The organism is Gemmobacter sp. LW-1 (genome assembly GCF_001303875.1).
GTDB classification, from domain to species: Bacteria; Pseudomonadota; Alphaproteobacteria; order Rhodobacterales; family Rhodobacteraceae; genus Gemmobacter; species Gemmobacter caeni.
In genome coordinates this window covers 59,008-75,955 of record NZ_LJSC01000037.1, presented here as the reverse complement: position 1 = coordinate 75,955, position 16,948 = coordinate 59,008, and the positions used below count along the sequence as shown (strand labels likewise).

At 63.9% G+C, this 16,948-nt stretch carries 15 protein-coding genes; 10 read left to right on the top strand and 5 right to left on the bottom strand.

All coding sequences use genetic code 11. The features are described 5' to 3' along the window. Positions 1-16: 16 nt before the first annotated feature. Positions 17-2,497, top strand: a complete 2,481-nt coding sequence (locus AO684_RS09195) for an FAD-dependent oxidoreductase (protein ID WP_054302453.1) — start codon at positions 17-19, stop codon at positions 2,495-2,497. Between the two features lie 54 nt (positions 2,498-2,551). Here AO684_RS09195 and AO684_RS09190 read toward each other — a convergent pair whose 3' ends face one another. The 4 genes from AO684_RS09190 to AO684_RS09175 form a co-directional block, all read right to left on the bottom strand. Next, on the bottom strand, positions 2,552-3,904 hold the full coding sequence (locus AO684_RS09190) for an aminotransferase class III-fold pyridoxal phosphate-dependent enzyme (RefSeq protein WP_054302452.1): 1,353 nt from the start codon (positions 3,902-3,904) through the stop codon (positions 2,552-2,554). A gap of 4 nt (positions 3,905-3,908) precedes the next feature. Next, positions 3,909-4,571 (bottom strand): HAD-IA family hydrolase, encoded by a 663-nt coding sequence (locus tag AO684_RS09185; RefSeq protein ID WP_054302451.1) that lies wholly within the window; start codon positions 4,569-4,571, stop codon positions 3,909-3,911. Next, positions 4,556-6,031, bottom strand: coding sequence for an aldehyde dehydrogenase family protein (locus AO684_RS09180; protein WP_054302450.1), 1,476 nt, complete (start codon positions 6,029-6,031; stop codon positions 4,556-4,558). The genes AO684_RS09185 and AO684_RS09180 overlap by 16 nt, the downstream gene beginning before the upstream one ends. Positions 6,032-6,120: 89 nt before the next feature. After that, positions 6,121-6,912 (bottom strand): IclR family transcriptional regulator, encoded by a 792-nt coding sequence (locus AO684_RS09175; RefSeq protein ID WP_054302449.1) that lies wholly within the window; start codon positions 6,910-6,912, stop codon positions 6,121-6,123. A gap of 119 nt (positions 6,913-7,031) precedes the next feature. Here AO684_RS09175 and AO684_RS09170 point away from each other — a divergent pair, with 119 nt between their 5' ends. The 5 genes from AO684_RS09170 to AO684_RS09150 all read left to right on the top strand — a co-directional run bounded on the left by AO684_RS09170 (position 7,032) and on the right by AO684_RS09150 (position 12,504). Continuing rightward, positions 7,032-7,964, top strand: coding sequence for a tripartite tricarboxylate transporter substrate binding protein (locus AO684_RS09170; RefSeq protein WP_054302448.1), 933 nt, complete (start codon positions 7,032-7,034; stop codon positions 7,962-7,964). Positions 7,965-8,086: 122 nt separating this feature from the next. Beyond that, on the top strand, positions 8,087-8,701 hold the full coding sequence (locus tag AO684_RS09165; protein ID WP_054302447.1) for a hypothetical protein: 615 nt from the start codon (positions 8,087-8,089) through the stop codon (positions 8,699-8,701). An 8-nt stretch (positions 8,702-8,709) separates the two neighbouring features. Further along, a complete protein-coding gene (locus tag AO684_RS09160; RefSeq protein WP_054302446.1) occupies positions 8,710-10,200 on the top strand; it encodes a tripartite tricarboxylate transporter permease in 1,491 nt (496 codons plus the stop codon). 67 nt (positions 10,201-10,267) lie between these two features. Beyond that, complete coding sequence (locus AO684_RS09155; RefSeq protein ID WP_054302612.1) at positions 10,268-11,545, top strand: aspartate aminotransferase family protein; 1,278 nt, start codon at positions 10,268-10,270, stop codon at positions 11,543-11,545. Further along, on the top strand, positions 11,542-12,504 hold the full coding sequence (locus tag AO684_RS09150) for a phosphotransferase enzyme family protein (RefSeq protein WP_054302445.1): 963 nt from the start codon (positions 11,542-11,544) through the stop codon (positions 12,502-12,504). Before AO684_RS09155 ends, AO684_RS09150 begins: the two co-directional genes overlap by 4 nt. A 158-nt stretch (positions 12,505-12,662) precedes the next feature. On the opposite strand, the gene AO684_RS09145 is transcribed toward AO684_RS09150, so the two are convergent. Further along, positions 12,663-13,013, bottom strand: a complete 351-nt coding sequence (locus AO684_RS09145) for a cupin domain-containing protein (protein ID WP_054302444.1) — start codon at positions 13,011-13,013, stop codon at positions 12,663-12,665. 175 nt (positions 13,014-13,188) lie between these two features. Here AO684_RS09145 and panB point away from each other — a divergent pair, with 175 nt between their 5' ends. The 4 genes from panB to AO684_RS09125 all read left to right on the top strand — a co-directional run bounded on the left by panB (position 13,189) and on the right by AO684_RS09125 (position 16,907). Beyond that, complete coding sequence (panB, locus tag AO684_RS09140; RefSeq protein ID WP_054302443.1) at positions 13,189-14,028, top strand: 3-methyl-2-oxobutanoate hydroxymethyltransferase; 840 nt, start codon at positions 13,189-13,191, stop codon at positions 14,026-14,028. After that, positions 14,025-14,864, top strand: a complete 840-nt coding sequence (gene panC, locus AO684_RS09135; protein ID WP_108128960.1) for a pantoate--beta-alanine ligase — start codon at positions 14,025-14,027, stop codon at positions 14,862-14,864. The genes panB and panC overlap by 4 nt, the downstream gene beginning before the upstream one ends. Before the next feature lie 92 nt (positions 14,865-14,956). Beyond that, positions 14,957-16,000 carry a uroporphyrinogen decarboxylase gene (gene hemE, locus AO684_RS09130; RefSeq protein ID WP_054302441.1) on the top strand — a complete coding sequence of 348 codons (1,044 nt, stop codon included), beginning with the start codon at positions 14,957-14,959 and terminating at the stop codon, positions 15,998-16,000. A gap of 4 nt (positions 16,001-16,004) precedes the next feature. Then, on the top strand, positions 16,005-16,907 hold the full coding sequence (locus AO684_RS09125) for a DMT family transporter (RefSeq protein WP_054302440.1): 903 nt from the start codon (positions 16,005-16,007) through the stop codon (positions 16,905-16,907). The last annotated feature ends 41 nt before the right edge of the window (positions 16,908-16,948 follow it).

The window sequence follows — 16,948 nt, the reverse complement described above, 5'->3', positions numbered from 1 at the left end:
CAGCAAGGACCCTGATATGGATATCGCCAGGACAACATCATCCGACCTTCCCTCCAGCGCGCCGGTCGTCATCATCGGTGGCGGGATTGTCGGGGTTTCTACGCTATATCACCTTGCCAGACGCGGAGTGCCAGCGGTGTTGCTGGAGCGCAGAAAGCTTGCCTCGGGCACGACCTGGCATGCCGCCGGGATCGTGGGGCAATTGCGCGACAGCACGGCGCAAACGGAGCTCGGCAAATACACTGCCCGCCTTTTCGCGGAGCTTGAGATCGAAACCGGGCAGGCGACCGGCTACAAGCCGAACGGGACAATCAATCTGGCGCTGGGGGAGGTGCGGCATGAACAACTGCTGCGCAACCATGACCATGCGGTGCGGATGGGGATTCCGACCTACCTTCTGACGCGCGATGAACTGTCAGAGAAATGGCCCTGGATCGTGGTGGAGGATGTGCGTTCTGCCTTCTTCGTGCCCTCGAACGGGCAGGTGAACCCGCTGGACGTGACGGTTGCCCTGTCGAAGGGCGCACGGGCGCAAGGCGCGCAGGTGTTTGAACAGACCAAGGTCACGGAAATCGTGATCCGTGATGGCAAGGTCGCAGGTGTGGCCACCGACCGTGGCGTGATCGCGACAGGGAAAGTCCTGCTGGCGGGCGGCATGTGGAGCCATCTTTTTGCCAAGGCGCATGGTGTCACGGTGCCGCTGCATGCCACCGAACACTTCTATATCGTGACCGAACCCCTGCCGGGCCTGCGGAAGGATCAGCCGATCCTGAACATCGCCGAGGAACGGACCTACTGGAAAGAGGATACCGGCAAGCTGCTGATCGGCGGTTTCGAGGCACACGGCAAGCCCTATGGGCAGAGCGGCATCCCCGAGGATTTCGAGTTCGACCAGCTTCCTTTCGACATGGACCATGTCGAACCGGAACTGGAACGGATGTTTTCCCGAATGCCGGGCCTGGGTGACCTTGGCATCCAGACCTTCTTCAACGGACCGGAAAGCTTTACCCCTGACGGCCGCCCCTATCTTGGTCCGACAAGCGAGGTGAAGGGGTTGTTTGTCGCCACCGGCATGAATTCGAACGGTATTCTCAATTCAGGCGGTGTCGGGTTGACCATGGCGGAATGGCTGATCGACGGCCAGCCCTCGCGCGGGATGGGGCCGCTTCTGCAACGCCGCGCGCATCCGTTCCAGCGCAACACGCGCTATAACCGCGATCGCGCGGCGGAATCCGTCGGGTTCCATTACGGGGTCAGCTGGGCGGGGCGGCAGGTCCATTCCGCCCGTGGGGTGCGTCGCGTACCGTTGCATGACCGGCTGGCCGCGGCCGGGGCAACCTTTGCCGAACGGATTGGCTGGGAGATGCCGCAATATTACGACCCCGAAAAGCGCGGCTGGGATGAAACCCCACGCCTGCGCTGGAAGGCGTGGTCGGGGCTGGTGCAACAGGAATGTCTGGCCGCGCGCGATGCCGCTGTGCTGATTGACCAGTCGATGTATGCAAAGATCCAGGTCCAGGGGCCGGATGCGGTGCGCGCGCTCAATCGCGTTTGCGGCGCCGAGATGGATGTTGCCGTAGGCACCTCGGTCTATACGCAGTTCCTGAACATGCGGGGCGGGATCGAGGCGGATGTGACCGTTACGCGCATCGCGCCGGAATGCTTCATGGTCATCACGGGCCATCCCAGTCAGATGCGCGATCAGGGATGGATTCGCGATCACGCCGACCCGGAGTGGCGGTTCGAGATTTTCGATGCCACCTCGGCCTATGCCCTGTTGTCGCTGCATGGCCCGCAGTCGCGTGCAATTCTTCAGGCCCTGTCCGACGATGACCTGTCGAATGCGGCTTTTCCCTTTGGCGCGGCCCGCGAGATCGACATTGCCTACGCCCGTGGCTGGGCGATCCGTCGGTCTTTTCTGGGCGAACTGGGGTTCGAGCTGCTGTTGCCAGCCGAATTTTCCGCGGGGATCTATGACGAGATCCTGAATGTCGGGCAGCCGTTGGGGCTGCGTCACATGGGCATGTTCGCCATGAACGCCTGCCGTATCGAGAAAGGTTTCCGCCACTTCGGCCATGACATCGCCGAAGACGATACGCCCTATGAAACCGGCCTCGGTTTTGCCGTAGCGCTGAACAAGGCCGAAGCCTTCCTTGGACGCGAGGCACTGGCGCAGCAGAAGGCGGGTGGCCCCGCCACCAGACATCGCACCGTTTCGGTGCGTGTCGAGGGGGTTGACGCGGTGAACGGGCCTTATCTGATCCATAACGAACCGATCTGGCGCGATGGCCGGATCGTCGGTCATGTCACCTCGGGCGACTGGGGCTTCCGGCTGGAGGCCATGGTTGGCCTTGCTTCGCTGCACCGCGATGAAGGGGTGGACAAGGCCTGGCTGGACGCGGGTGGCTTTACCGTCCAGATCGCCGGTGCCTTCTATCCGCTGACGGTTGGGCTGGCGCCGTTCTACGATCCACAGGGCGCGAGGATGCGCGGGTAAAGCGAAAGGCCCGCCCTTTGCAGGGCGGGCCTTTGTTCTGGCCCGGAGGCGCGATTACAGTGACGAGAAGCCCGCTTCGAGCGCGGACAGGATTTTGGCCACATCTGCTTCGGTCACCACGAGCGGTGGCGAGAGGATGATGTTGTTGCCGGATACACGGACCATCGCCCCGGCCTCGTAAGTGGCGCGGTGCACTTTGCCGATGATCTTCTTATCGACCGGGGCCTTGCTTGCCCGGTCGGCTACCAGTTCCAGCGCGCACATCAGGCCGTGCCCGCCGCGTACATCACCGATGATCTGGTGCCGCGCCATCAGCGCCTGAAGCCCGGCGAAAAGCTGGTTGCCCCGCGCTCCGGCATTCAGGTGGATCTGCTGGCGCTCGATCTCCTGCACGCAGGCGACCGCTGCCGCCGCCCCGACCGGATGGCCCGAGTAGGTATAGCCCGACCCGATCGCGCCCTTGCCGGTAGTATCCTTCTCGAAAACCTCGGCAACCGCGTCAGAGATCATCACCGCGCCGAAAGGGAAATAACCGTTGGTGATCGCCTTGGCGGAAACCAGCAGATCGGGTTGCACCCCCCAGTGGCGCGACCCGGTCTTGCTGCCTGTCCGGCCGAAGGCGGTGATCACCTCGTCCGCGATCAGCAGGATGCCGTATTTCGAGCACAGCGCCCGCACACCTGGCATGAAGCTTTCATGCGGCGGGATCACGCCGCCCGCGCCCAGCACCGGCTCCATGATGAAGGCGGCGATGGTCGAGGCATCCTGAAACTTGATCTCGTCCTCGATGGCGGCAAGGCAAAGCTGCGCCAGCCGCGCGGGATCGGTTTCGTTGAACGGGTTGCGATAGGTGTAGGGCGCCGGAATATGGAAGCAGCCCGGCATCAGCGGCTCGTACTGAGTGCGGAAGTTGGCATTGCCGTTCACCGAAGCGCCAAGCGTATGCGTGCCGTGATAGCCTTTCTTCAGGCTGAGGAACTTCACGCGCCCCGCCTCGCCCCGGATCTTATGATACTGCCGGGCCAGCCTCAGCGCGACCTCGACCCCGTCTGAACCGCCCGAGGTATAGAAAGCGCGGGACAGGCCGTCCGGCGCGAAAAACTCGGCCAGCATCTCGGCCAGTTCGATGACATTGTCATTCGTCGTGCCGCGGAAAATCGAATAATAGGGCAGGCGGCCCAGCTGCGCGGTGATGGCGTCCTTCACCGGCTGGCAGGAATAGCCAAGGTTGACGTTCCACAACCCGCCCACCGCATCGACTGTCCGGTGCCCGTCGATGTCGATGATCTCCACCCCTTCTGCCTCGACGATGATGTCGGGCGGATTGGCCAGGCTGTCGGCGGGATGCGTCATCGGGTGCCAGAGACGGCGTGCGTTGTTTTCCTTAAGGAAATTGGAGTCTTTCATGGGGTCAATCTCCTTGGCGTAACAGGGAAAGGGCGCGCGCATAGCTGTCGCCCGGTTTGGTGACATCGAAATGGACATGGGGCATGCCCACCTCTGCCGCGCCGCGCAGGTTTCTGGCCTGATCATCGACAAAGACGCAGGCATCGGCGGGCAAGGCAAGCCCTTCGGTCACAAGGTGGAAGGCGCGCGGGTCAGGTTTCAGGATGCCCGTATAGGTCGCATCCACGATCAGGTCGAAGTCCGCGAGAAACGGCAACTTCGCGCGGAAATCCCTGCCGTAGAACAGGTCCAGCTCGTTGGACAGGATCGCAAGGCGGAAACCTTCTGCCTGTGCGGCCCGGATGGTTTCCAGCGCTTCGGGCCGGATGACGGCGGCAGGATCGGCCCCTCGCAAACGACCCACGAATTGCGGAAATTCGGTCCAGTGCTCGCCCACCAATGCGCCTGTCTCGCGCATCCGAAGCGCCCAGTAATCGCGTTCGGTGATTTCGCCGGCCTGCATCGCCCGCCACGGAGCGTCCTGAACAGGATCGAACGGCCCCCGCCAGACCAGCGTGCCGGGGGCGAGGCCGAGAGCCGCCTCCGAAAGCGCATGCGTCTCGAACAGGGTCTTCGAGATGACCCCGCCGAAATCGAGCACCAGTGCGCGGCTCACAGCTTTACCCATGCGGTTTTCAGATCGAGATATTTGTCGAAGGCATGCAGTGACTTGTCATGGCCGTTGCCGGATTGCTTCACGCCGCCCAGCGGCACCGTCAGGTCGGAGCCGCCATAGGTGTTCACATGGACAAGGCCCGCATGGATCTTGCGCACCATCCGGTGTGCGCGCGACAGGTTCGATGTCCAGACCGCCGCGGCCAGCCCATAGGTCGAATCATTGGCCAGGGCGATGGCTTCGGCCTCTGTGTCGAACGGCGTCACGGTTACCACCGGGCCGAAAACCTCTTCCCGGAACACGCGGTCTTCGGGCCTTGCATCCGCGACGATGGCAGGCGCCATGTAGTAGCCGCCGGTTTCCTGCAAGAGACGCGCACCGCCGATGACATTCCGTCCGTTTGCCTTCGCCTCGTCGACGAAAGCCAGGTTCTGAAGCAATTGCCGTTCAGAGTTCACTGCCCCCGCCTGCGTCGCATTGTCCAGGGGATCGCCAACCTTGATTGCGGCAGCATGGGCGGCCAGTTTTTCGACAAAGGCCGTGTGGATACTGCGCTCGACCAGGATGCGCGACCCGGCAATGCAGACCTGGCCCGAATTGCGGAAGATACCCTGGGCCGAGACTTTCGCCGCCTCGTCCAGATCGGGCGCATCGGCGAAGACGATATTCGGCGACTTGCCCCCCAGTTCAAGGTAGACGCGCTTGAGGTTCGACCGTGCCGAGGCCTCCATCAGCCTGCGTCCTGTCGGGCCGGAGCCGGTGAAGACCAGTGCGTCAACATCCATGGAAGATGCGAGAGCGGCGCCGACGATAGCCCCTTCGCCGGTCACGACATTGAAGACCCCGGCGGGCATGCCTGCCTCAAGCGCCAGTTCGGCCACACGCAGCAATGAAAGCGAAGCGGTTTCAGCAGGTTTCAGGACCATGGTGCAGCCAGCCGCCAAAGCGGGGCCGAATTTCCAGGCGCCGATCATCAGCGGGAAGTTCCACGGCACGATGGCCCCCACCAAGCCCACGGGCGCCCGATGGACAAGGCCGAGGAAGGCGGGGTCGGTCGGCGCGACCTCGCCGGTCAGCTTGTCGATTGCCTCGGCATAATAGCGGATCGTGGCCACCGCCGAATGCGGCTCGGCCTTCAGCGCCATGCCGATCTCGGTTCCGTTCTCGCGTACACCCAGAACCGCGATTTCCAGCGCGCGCGTCTCGATAAGGTCTGCCCAGCGAAGAAGGATCTTCTTTCGCGCGGCTGGAGACAGATCCGACCAGCGCCCGTCGTCAAAGGCTGTGCGGGCCGCAGCGATGGCCGCTTCCGCATCCGTTGCGGTGCCATTGGCGCAGGTTGTCAGGACCGAGCCGTCGATGGGCGACCGGACAATACGCGTGCCGCCATCCGAGGCGGGCTGCCTTTTGCCGTTGATGACGTGCAGGAACGGCGCGAGCGGCGAACGGCGAAGGCTTTCAATCGAGGTCATGAGGGTTCATCGGTTCTTTATTTACACCAATGGTGTTTATCATGCACCGATCATCGTGACGGGTCAACAGCACGTTGCGTTGCGGGGCGTCAGGACTGGACAAAGCGCGCTGCGGCTGCGCGAAACTCGGCTGACGGACGCCCGCCGATGCCGTAGTTCAGCTTCTCCGCCTCGCCAAACAGGGCGGTGATGGTCTGACGGCGCAGGTCGCTGGTCATGCGGTGCGCGGGCACGGCAACGGCGACCGCGCCCGCCGGAGTTCCATCCGTGTCGAAGACGGGGACGGCAATGCCGTAGACGTCATCCTCGTTGGTCTGGTCGGCCTCGGCATAGCCGGTCAGCCGCACTTCCTGCAGGCGGGCCTTGAGAATGCTGGAGTCCGTGATGGTTCGTGAGGTCTTGGCCAGCAGAGCCTCCGACAGGGCGCGATCAACAAAGTCAGGGCGCGCGAAGGCCAGAACCACAAGGCCTGACGCCGTGCTGTGAAGCGGCAGAATCTCCCCCGCCACCAGTGAGACGCGGCTGCCCCGATTGCTTTCGCTGACCCCGATGGTTGCAAGGGCGCGACCGGAAACAAGGGAGGCATGCGCCGTTTCACCAAGGGCCGCGGAGAGCGAATCAAGGGAATGCTGGAAGACGGAGGAAACGGGAAAAGCCGTTTCTCGCACCCGCGCCAGACGCAGCACGCCCGCGCCCAGGCGGTAAAGCCGTGCGTCGCCACGTTTTTCCAGCAACCCGTAATCGCACATCACCACCAGCATCCGATGCACGGTCGCCTTATCGACGCCGGACCGGCGGGCAAGTTCCGAGAGTCCGATCTCGGGTTCGGATTCTGAAAAGAAATCGAGCAATGACAGGGCTTTGGCAACTGTGCTGGACATGGAGAGCTCCCTTCCCGTCAAAAACGGGCATCTGGACGGCATCAAATTCGTTGACGGACCAGGCCTCAATCAATAGCATTGAACCGTCGGTGTCAATAATAAACCACAGGGAGACGACGATGTACACCACGAAACTGTTTCTGGCAGGTCTGGCGGCCTTCGCCTTTGCGGCGCCTGCGCTGGCTGAATACCCGGAACGCCCCGTCACGATGGTCGTGCCCTGGCCGCCGGGTGATCTTGAGGACCAGCTGACCCGCATCATCGCGGATGAATTCACCACCGAAACCGGCGTTCCGGCCAAGGTGGTCAACCGGCCCGGTGGCGGCGCGGTGGAGGGGGCGACCTTCGTGGCCCAGGCCACGCCCGACGGCTATACCGTGGGATCTTTCGTGATCGACGTGCCCACCGTGCATGTCATCAAGCAGGTCGCGACGTATAACCGGGACACGTTTGAACCCGTGGGGATCTTCCTGACCTATCCGTTCGCGCTGGTCGCGCGGGGGGATGCGCCTTACAGCGACATGGCGAGCCTTGCCGCCTATGCGCAGGACAACCCGGTCAAACTGGGGCATTTCGGCTATGACGTGGTGCCCACCATGGCGACTTTCGCCGCGGCCAAGCGGCTGGGGTTCTCATTTGCGGCTGATACACCGGCGGACCTGCTGGATTGCACGCTGCTGCAATCGGGGGATGTCGATGTGATGGCGACGTCGATGGCGCTGGTTCTGCCCTGCCTCGATCAGGTCAAGGTGGTTGCCGCCTATACCGACCAGCCGCTTTCTCTGGCGCCTGATGTCAAGCTGCTGTCCGAACAGGTGCCGGGCCTCGACATCACGCTGTGGAACGGTCTCTTCGTGCCGAAGGGAACGCCGCAGGACATCATCGACAAGCTGGCGGCGGTGGCCGAGAAGGCGATGGCTTCGGAAAAGGCGCAGGATGTCGCGAAGAATACCGGGGCAGGTGTCTACTGGATGGGTGCTGCCGATGCCAAGGCGCGCATTGATGCCGACTACAGCGCGGCAGAGGCGCTGGTGAAGGAAATGCAGGAATAATGTGACATGCTGCCGGGCGCTTCGCGCGGCCCGGCAGATATCGAGGTTGCCGGGCGTGAAAACGCCCCGCCTTTTCCACCCGCAAAGCAGGCTGCGCGGCCGCTGGCCGCAATGGAGATGCCATGTCCACCGATCCAGGGGCATCGGGGTTCGAGCCCGTGCCGCATGGTGTGCCCTTGCCGGACGACCCGGAGCACACCGAATTCGTCCATCCTGAAGCACAATCGCTGATCGCGCTCGTCTTCGTCATCCTCGCGGGCATTCTGCTGTTGCTGGTGCCTGTCGCGACCCGCGCGGCCCCCATGCACAAGGGGTGGTGGGTCGAGCCTGCCACCTGGCCGATCTTTGCGCTGTCCATCACCGTCGCGGCGGGCGGCTTCGAGGCGCTGCGCTGGGTCCGTGCGGGCCGCGCTGCGGGGTTCGGTGCCGATTTCCGGCAGAAGTCGCTTTGGGCTTTTGGCGCGCTTGGTCCAGCGCTGAAGTATTCAGCCGCATTCATCGTCTATCTTTTTGCTGTCGGCTGGGGCGGCTTTGCGCTGCCGTCCTTCATCTTCATGCAGGTGGTGATCTGGATGGCGGGGCTGCGCAGCACGGCATGGAAGCTGAAGGCGGCGCTGTTCGTCGTTCTTGTTGTGCTGGTCTTCCGCGTGTTGATGGGCGTGTGGTTCCCGATGGCTCCGCTTTACCCGGCGTTCTTCCCGGACTGGTTCGTCCGGTCCGTCGCCATTTACCTCTGAGGTTCCCCGTGGACAGTGTCATCGCCGGCTTCGAACATATTCTGACCATCCAGATCATTCTGGCTCTGTTTCTCGGCGCGATCTGCGGCATTGCCGTCGGCGCGATTCCGGGGCTTGAACCCGCAGGTGCCATGGCAATCCTGCTGCCCTTCTCGCTGCAACTGGAACCGCTGGCGGGCATCACGCTCTTGCTGGGCTGTTACGGCGGCGCCTGGTGCGGCGGGGCCATTCCGGCCATCCTCATCAAGGTTCCGGGCACACCCGTCAACGTGCTGACAACCTATGACGGCTATCCGATGACCAGGCGGGGCGAGGCGCATCGTGCGCTGTCGCTGGCCTATTCATCCTCGTTCATCGGCGGTATCTGTTCGGTCATGGCGCTGGTGTTTCTGGCCCCTTATCTTGCAGGTGTCGCGGCCAGCTTCGGCCCGCCGGAATATGTGGCCATCGCCGTTCTGGCCATCGCTTCGGTGATCCTTGCCCACTACAATCAGGTTGGTGGGGCGGTCATGTCACTGGGTTTCGGCATGTTCCTTGGCACGGTGGGTATGGAAAGCGTGTTCAGCACGCAGCGCTACACCTTTGATCAGGGCTGGCTTCTGGGCGGTGTGCCGCTTGTCCCGGTCGTCATCGGCCTTTTCGCCATGAGCCAGGGCTTTGTCCTGCTGACCTCGCCCTCCCGCAAGGGGCCGACGGTGAACATGGAATATTCCAACCGTTTCCGCGGCCTGCTGGAGGCGTTGCGCTATCCCAAGGTTCTGGGCCGGTCGGTCGGCCTTGGTCTGACGATGGGCCTTCTGCCCGGTGTCGGCGAGTTCGGGGCGCAGTTCCTGAGCTATTCGATCACGAAGCGCCTTTCGAAAAAGCCAGAGACGTTCGGGAAAGGCGCGCCGGAAGGGCTGATCGCTTCCGAAAGCTCCATCTCGGCCTGCACTTCGACCGTGATGATCCCGCTGCTGTCGCTGGGGATGCCGACCGACCCGCTGATGGCGATGGTTCTGACCGTCTTCATGATCCACAACATCGTTCCCGGCCCGCGGCTGTTCGTTGACCATCCCGATTTCGTAAGCGGCCTTTATGCCTCGCTTTTCCTTGCGAACATTCTGATCCTTGTGATCCTTCTGTTCGCAACGAAATACATCACGAAACTGGCCAACTTTAACCCGCGCTTCATCGGGGCCTGTGTGATGATCCTGGCCCTGATCGGGTCATACACGCAGAATTATCGCGTCAGCGATGCGCTGATCATGATTGTCTTCGCTATCGTCGGGCGCATCATGATCCGCAATGACATCCCTGCCTTCCCCATGGTGATCGGGCTGGTGCTGGGGCCGCTGTTCGAATGGCGTTTTGCACAGTCGCTGAGCCTGTCGAACGGGGACATGATGGTGTTCTTCGAGCGTCCCATCTCGGCCACACTGATCGGCCTTGCCGTCGGGGCCCTGCTGATCTTCGGCTGGACCAGCCTGCGCAGGAAGCGCAACGCCACCCCGGTCTGACCTCATGCGCGGGCGCCTGATCCAGTCAGTGCCCGCGCGCCCGAACCCGTCTGCGAAAGCCCATGCCATGACCGACCTTGTTGCCCGCCGCCGTGCCATTCTTGGGCCGAATGTTTCGACCTTCTATGACGATCCGGTACATATCGTCCGGGGCGAGGGCGTCTGGATGTGGGATGCCGGGGGGCGCAAATACCTCGATTGCTATAACAATGTCCCCCATGTCGGCCATTGCAACCCGCGCGTGGTCGAGGCGATCTGCAAGCAGGCGGCCACGCTGAATACCCATACCCGCTATCTGCACGAAGGCATCCTCGATTATGTCGAGCGGCTGACCGCCACCTGTGAGGACCCCCTCGAAACAGCGATCCTGACCTGCACAGGGTCCGAAGCGAATGATATCGCGCTGCGTATGGCCGAGGCGATGACGGGCAAGCGCGGAATCGTCGCGACCGACGCCACCTATCACGGCAACACCACGCTGGTCAGCCACCTGTCGAAAAGCAATGTGCCGGAGGTGGGCTTTGGCCTTGGTCAGTATCTTCGCCATGTCGAGGCGCCTGACAGTTACCGTATTGCCGACCCGGACGGGCAGCGTTTCGCGGCGAAGGTGCAGGAGGCGATCGACGATCTGGAGCGGTCGGGCATCGGCTTTGCAGCCCTGATCGTCTGCCCGCTGTTCCTGAACGAAGGTTTCCCGACCCAGGCCGAGGGCTGGCTGCGCCCGGCGGCAGAGGCAGTGCGCCGCGCCGGGGGCCTGCTGATCTGCGACGAGGTGCAATCCGGCTTTGGCCGCTCGGGCAGCCATTTCTGGGCGCATCAACGCCAGGGGGTGACGCCCGATGTGGTGACCATGGGCAAGCCGATGGGCAATGGCCATCCGGTCGCGGGTCTGGTGACGACGGCCGAGATCATGGCGCGTTTCCGCAAGTCCTTCCGCTATTTCAACACTTTCGGTGGAAATCCGGTCAGCTGCGCGGCTGCCATGGCGGTGCTGGACGAATTGCAGGAGCGTAACCTTCAGGCCAATGCGGCGCGGATCGGCCAGCTTGCACAGCAAAGGCTCGTCGAGCTGGCGGGCAGGCATCCTGTCATCGGCGATGTGCGCCAGTCGGGCATGGTCTTTGGTGCGGAATTCGTGCTGGACCGGCAGGAAAGAACCCCGGCGGCGGCTTATGCCGATCTTGTTGTGAACAAGATGCGTCAGCGGGGCATCATCCTGTCGAAGCTCGGTCGCCACAAGAACACGCTGAAAATCCGGCCGCCCATGCCCTTCGGCGCGGAACATCTGGATCTGCTGATGACCACGCTGGACGAGGTGCTGACCGAAACGCCGGTGATAGCATGACCGATCCCGTCAGCGAGACCCTCGCACTTTGGGGCTTGCAGGAAGCGGATTGCGTCTTTGTCGCCGGGCGCGAAAACCAGGTGTATCGCATCACCACACCGGCAGCGCGGTATGCACTGCGGATCAAGCGCCCCGGCTACCGCGATGAAGTCGAACTCCGGTCAGAGCTTGACTGGCTGAACGCGATGGACAGGGCAGGGCTCAGCGTGCCCGCACCGCTGCCCTCGCGGTCCGGTCGCCTGCTGGAACGGGCCGGGGAAGGGTTCGCGGATGTGGTGACCTGGCTTCCGGGGACCCCCTTGGGCAAAAGCCGCATTCCGCTGGAGCTGCCCGACCGGCCCGGAACCTTCCGCGCGCTCGGGGCCGAGATTGCCCGGCTCCATCTGGCCTGTGATGCCTGGCAGGTGCCGCCGGGCTTTCGCCGCTGCCACTGGGATTTCGACGGGCTTCTGGGCGATGCGCCAGTCTGGGGCAGGTTCTGGGAAAACCCGACGCTGGATGACCAGACGCGGGCCATCTTTCATGCCTTCCGCGCAGTTGCGCGGCAGTGCCTGTCTGCGGCCGCGCCCGAATTTGGCCTGATCCACGCCGATCTCGTGCGCGAGAATGTCCTTCTCGATGGTCCGGTCGTGCGGATGATTGACTTCGATGACGGGGGCTATGGTTTCCGCCAGTTCGATCTGGCGACGGTGCTGCTCAAGACGCTGGGCGAACCCGATTATCCCGCGCTCAAAGACGCGTTGCTGGCAGGTTACCTTGCCCGAAAGCCCCTGGATCTTGGGCTGATCGACCTGTTCATCGCGCTGAGGGCGGCAACCTATGTCGGCTGGATCGTCCCACGGATGCAGGAACCCGGAGGCGCGGATCGAAACACTCGTTTTATCGACGAGGCGCGGGTGCTTTGTTCGGCCTGTCTGCGGGACCACAACGCGTTTCCGGTATCGGCAGACCTGACCTGAGATGCGCCGGTCCGGCGCCGGAACCGCGGATGTCATGGCACTGCCCTGCGGGGCGGTTCAAATCCCTTGTGCAACCGGCCGAAGTGGGCGTTGCCTCCGCATCGGAAACAAGTGGCCTTCCGTGACAAGGACGGGCCTTACGGCCCGCCCTTCGCCTGTTACGGCATGACGATCACATAATCCTTCAGTGTGGTTTCCACGCATTCCCAGGTGCCCTCGAACCCCGGCCGGATCAGCCAGCGGTCGCCTGCGCGCAGAGTGGTGGCCTTGCCTTCGGTGTCGGTCAGGATCGAAACGCCTTCGTGGATATAAACGTATTCCCATTCCTCGTAGGACACTTTCCACTTGCCCGGCGTGGTCTGCCACATGCCGCTGTAGATGCCTTCGTCCTCACGCTCTTCCATACTCCAGGTCGTGTGGACGGGATCGCCCGCCAGCACGATTTCGGCGTCCGGGCGCTCGGTTTCGGGGGCGATGTCGGTGCGGTCGAATTTGAACAGGTGGTTCATGGGTGTCCTCTGACGGGTCTTTGCTCAATTGGTGGCCCCGTCATTGGCCCCGCGCCATGCGCCTTGGTCAAGCCGGATTTCTGCTGCGGCGCGGCGGGCATGTTTCGCTGGCGCGGCACAGGGGCGGCGGCTATACAGGGGGTCAACGTTCCTCTTGAGGGAGAGCAAGAGAGACATGAGCGCATCAAGCCCTCTGCGCCCGGTACTGCCTGCCGACATCCAGTCGCGCAAGGGGGGTACGCCCCTCGTGGTGCTGACCGCCTATACGACGCCCATGGCGCGAATCGTCGACCGTCACTGCGATGTGGCGCTGGTTGGGGATTCCCTCGGCATGGTGCTGCATGGCCTGCCATCGACCATCGGCGTCACGATGGACATGATGATCCTGCATGGCAGGGCGGTGGTGCGCGGCCTGACCAAGGCCATGGCGGTGATCGACATGCCCTTCGGATCGTATGAGGAAAGCCCGCAGCAGGCGTTCCGCAATGCGGCGCGGCTGATCGCGGAAGCCGGCGCCCCGGCAGTGAAGCTGGAGGGCGGGCAGCACATGGCGGAAACCATCGCCTTCCTGACGTCGCGCGGCGTGCCGGTGATGGCGCATATCGGGCTGACACCGCAGGCGGTGAACACGCTGGGCGGCTACAAGGTGGTGGGCCGCGACGCCGAGGCCGAGAAGGTCATGGCGGATGCGGTGGCGGTGCAGGAGGCCGGTGCTTTCTCAGTCGTGCTGGAAAAGGTGCCCGAGGGGCTGGCGTCGCGCATCACTCAGCGGCTGACCATCCCGACCATCGGCATCGGCGCCGGGGTGCGCTGTGACGGGCAGGTGCTGGTGGTCGACGACATGCTGGGCATGTTCACCGATTTCCGCCCGAAATTCGTGAAGCGTTTTGCCAATTTCGGTGAAACCGCCGACGAGGCGGTGGCCGCCTATGCCGCCGAAGTGCGCGACCGGGCCTTTCCGGGGCCGGAGCACGCCTTCGCCGATGTTCTGCCGGCCAAGGGGGCGCAAGGCTGATGCAAATTCTCAGGACTGTCGCCGAGTTGCGGACACGGGTGCGCGGCTGGAAGGCCGATGGGCGTCAGGTCGGCGTGGTGCCCACCATGGGTGCGCTGCATGAAGGGCATCTGAGCCTCGTACGGGCCGCGAAACGCGGCTGTGATCGGGTGATCGTCACGGTTTTCGTGAACCCGACCCAGTTCAACAACCCCGAGGATCTGGCGAAATACCCCCGGACCGAGGCTGCCGACGCCGCCCTTCTGGCCGAGGAAGGTGTGGACGTGTTGTTCGCGCCCGGCCCGGATGAGGTGTATCCGGCGGGCTTTGCCTCGCAGGTCATCGTCAATGGTGTCAGCGCCCCGCTGGAAGGCGAACGCCGCCCCGGCCATTTCGAGGGCGTGGCGACTGTTGTCACCAAGCTTTTCGGCATGACGCAGGCGGATCGCGCCTATTTCGGCCAGAAGGACTGGCAGCAGTTGCAGGTGGTCAAGCGGCTGGTGGCCGATCTGAACATCCCGGTCGAAGTGGTGGGTTGTGAAACCATCCGCGAGCCTGACGGTCTGGCCATGTCCTCGCGCAATGTGCGGCTTGATCCGCTGAGCCGGGCGCAGGCGCCTGCGCTGCATCGTATCCTCCAGAAAACCGCGCAGGCCCTGCGGGGCGGGGCCGAGGTCGCGCCGGTTCTGGCGCAGGCGGTGGCTGATCTGCGGCTCGCCGGGTTTTCGGACGTGGATTATCTGGAACTGCGCACGGCGGCGATGCTGGAGCCCGCGACATCGGTCGCGCAACCCGCGCGGCTTCTGGTGGCGGCGACCATCGGTGATGTCCGGCTGATCGACAATATCCCGGTCTGACGGTTCGCCGGGCCGAAAGGGGCGGCACCCTGCCGCGCTTGACTTCGCCCGCCTGCCGGGCAAGTCAGGGGCAACAGGAAAGGACGCCCGAGATGACCGAAGCCAAGACCGACAAGCTGATCCTGCGGGCCCTCAGGGGCGAGGTGCTGCCGGTGCCGCCGGTGTGGATGATGCGGCAGGCCGGGCGCTATCTGCCGGAATATCGTGCGACACGGGCTGAGGCGGGGGATTTCCTGTCGCTGTGCTATAACCCGGAACTCGCCGCCGAGGTCACGCTGCAACCCATTCGCCGCTATGGCTTTGACGCGGCGATCCTGTTCGCCGACATCCTGCTGATCTGTCAGGCACTGGGCGCCGATCTGTGGTTCGAAACCGGCGAGGGGCCACGCCTGTCCACCATCACCACGGGGGCGGAGCTTGCGGCGCTGAAACCCGTATCGGCCATCCATGACCGGCTGTCGCCGGTCTATGAAACCGTGCGGCGTCTGTCGCGCGACCTGCCGCGCGAAACCACGCTGATCGGCTTCGCCGGTGCACCCTGGACGGTGGCGACCTACATGATTGCCGGGCGCGGCACCAGGGATCAGGGTCCGGCCCATGCGCTGAAGGCAGCGGATCGCGCGACCTTTCAGGGCCTGATCGACCTGATCACCGAAGCGACCATCGACTATCTGTCGGAACAGGTGAAGGCCGGGGCCGAAGTGGTGAAGCTGTTCGACAGCTGGGCGGGCAGCCTGAAGGGCGACGATTTCACCGACTTCGCGGTGAAGCCCGCCGCACGGATCATCGCAGAACTGAAATCGCGCCACCCCGGCCTGCCGATCATCGCTTTCCCGCGCGAGGCGGGCGAGGGCTATATCGGTTTCGCCCGCGCCACCGGCGCCGATTGCGTGGCGCTGGACAACTCTGTCACTCCGGAATGGGGGGCCGCGCATGTGCAGGTCGATGGCTGTGTGCAGGGCAACCTCGCCCCCGGCCATATGGTGACGGGTGGCGAGGCGCTGGTGCGCGAAACCCGCCATGTGGTCGAGGCCTTCCGCAATGGCCCGCATATCTTCAACCTCGGTCATGGCATCACCCCTGATGCCGACCCCGAGAATGTGCGGCTGATGATCGACACCGTTCGCGGGGCGTAAGGCGATGGCCCTGCCGCTTTGGGCCTGGGCCGGTCTGGCGGCGGCGCTGGCACAGACCGGGCGCAATGCCGCGCAGTCGGGGCTGACCGCGCGTCTGGGCACTCTGGGCGCGACCAATGTCCGCTTCCTGTTCGGCCTGCCCTTTGCCGCGCTGTTCCTGTGGCTCGCGCTCATGTGGTCGGGCGAGCCGTTGCCCGCACTGACCCTGCGTACCATCGGCTTTACGGCCATGGGATCGCTGGCACAGATCGCCGCAACCGCGCTGATGTTGCAGGTGATGCGGACCCAGGGCTTCGGCATTACGACCGCCTGGCTGAAGGTTGAACCCGTTCTGGTCGCGCTGGTTGGCTGGGCGATGCTGGGCGACCCGCTGACCGCGCCGATGCTGGGCGCCATCGGTGTCGCGGTGGTGGGGGTGTTGATCCTGACGCTGAAGCCCGGCGCGGGCCGCGCCATGCTGACGGGCCTTGGTCCCGCCGCGATGGGTCTGCTGGCGGGGCTGGCTTTCGGTATGGCGGCCATCGGCTTTCGTGGCGGGATCACCGCGCTGGCAGAGGGCGGCTTTCTGGTGCGCTCGCTGACAACGCTGGTGCTGTCACTGGCGATCCAGACCGGCGTGCTGGGCCTGTGGCTGGCGCTGCGCGACCGCCCGGCGCTGGCGGGCAGCCTGCGCGAGTGGCTGCCTTCGCTGGCGGCGGGATTTCTGGGCGCGCTGGCCTCGGCCTTCTGGTTCATCGCCTTCTCGCTGACTTCGGCTGCCAATGTGCGGACGCTGGCGCTGGCCGAAGTGGTCTTTGCCCTGGCTGTCGCGCGCTTCGCCTTCCGCCAGCGCGTCACACCGCGCCAGATGGCGGGTATTGGCGTGCTGCTTTTGGGGGTTGCCTTGCTGATGCGGGTCTCGCCCTGAAACATGATCACAATTCAGGTCAGCCTTGTTGACTTGTATGC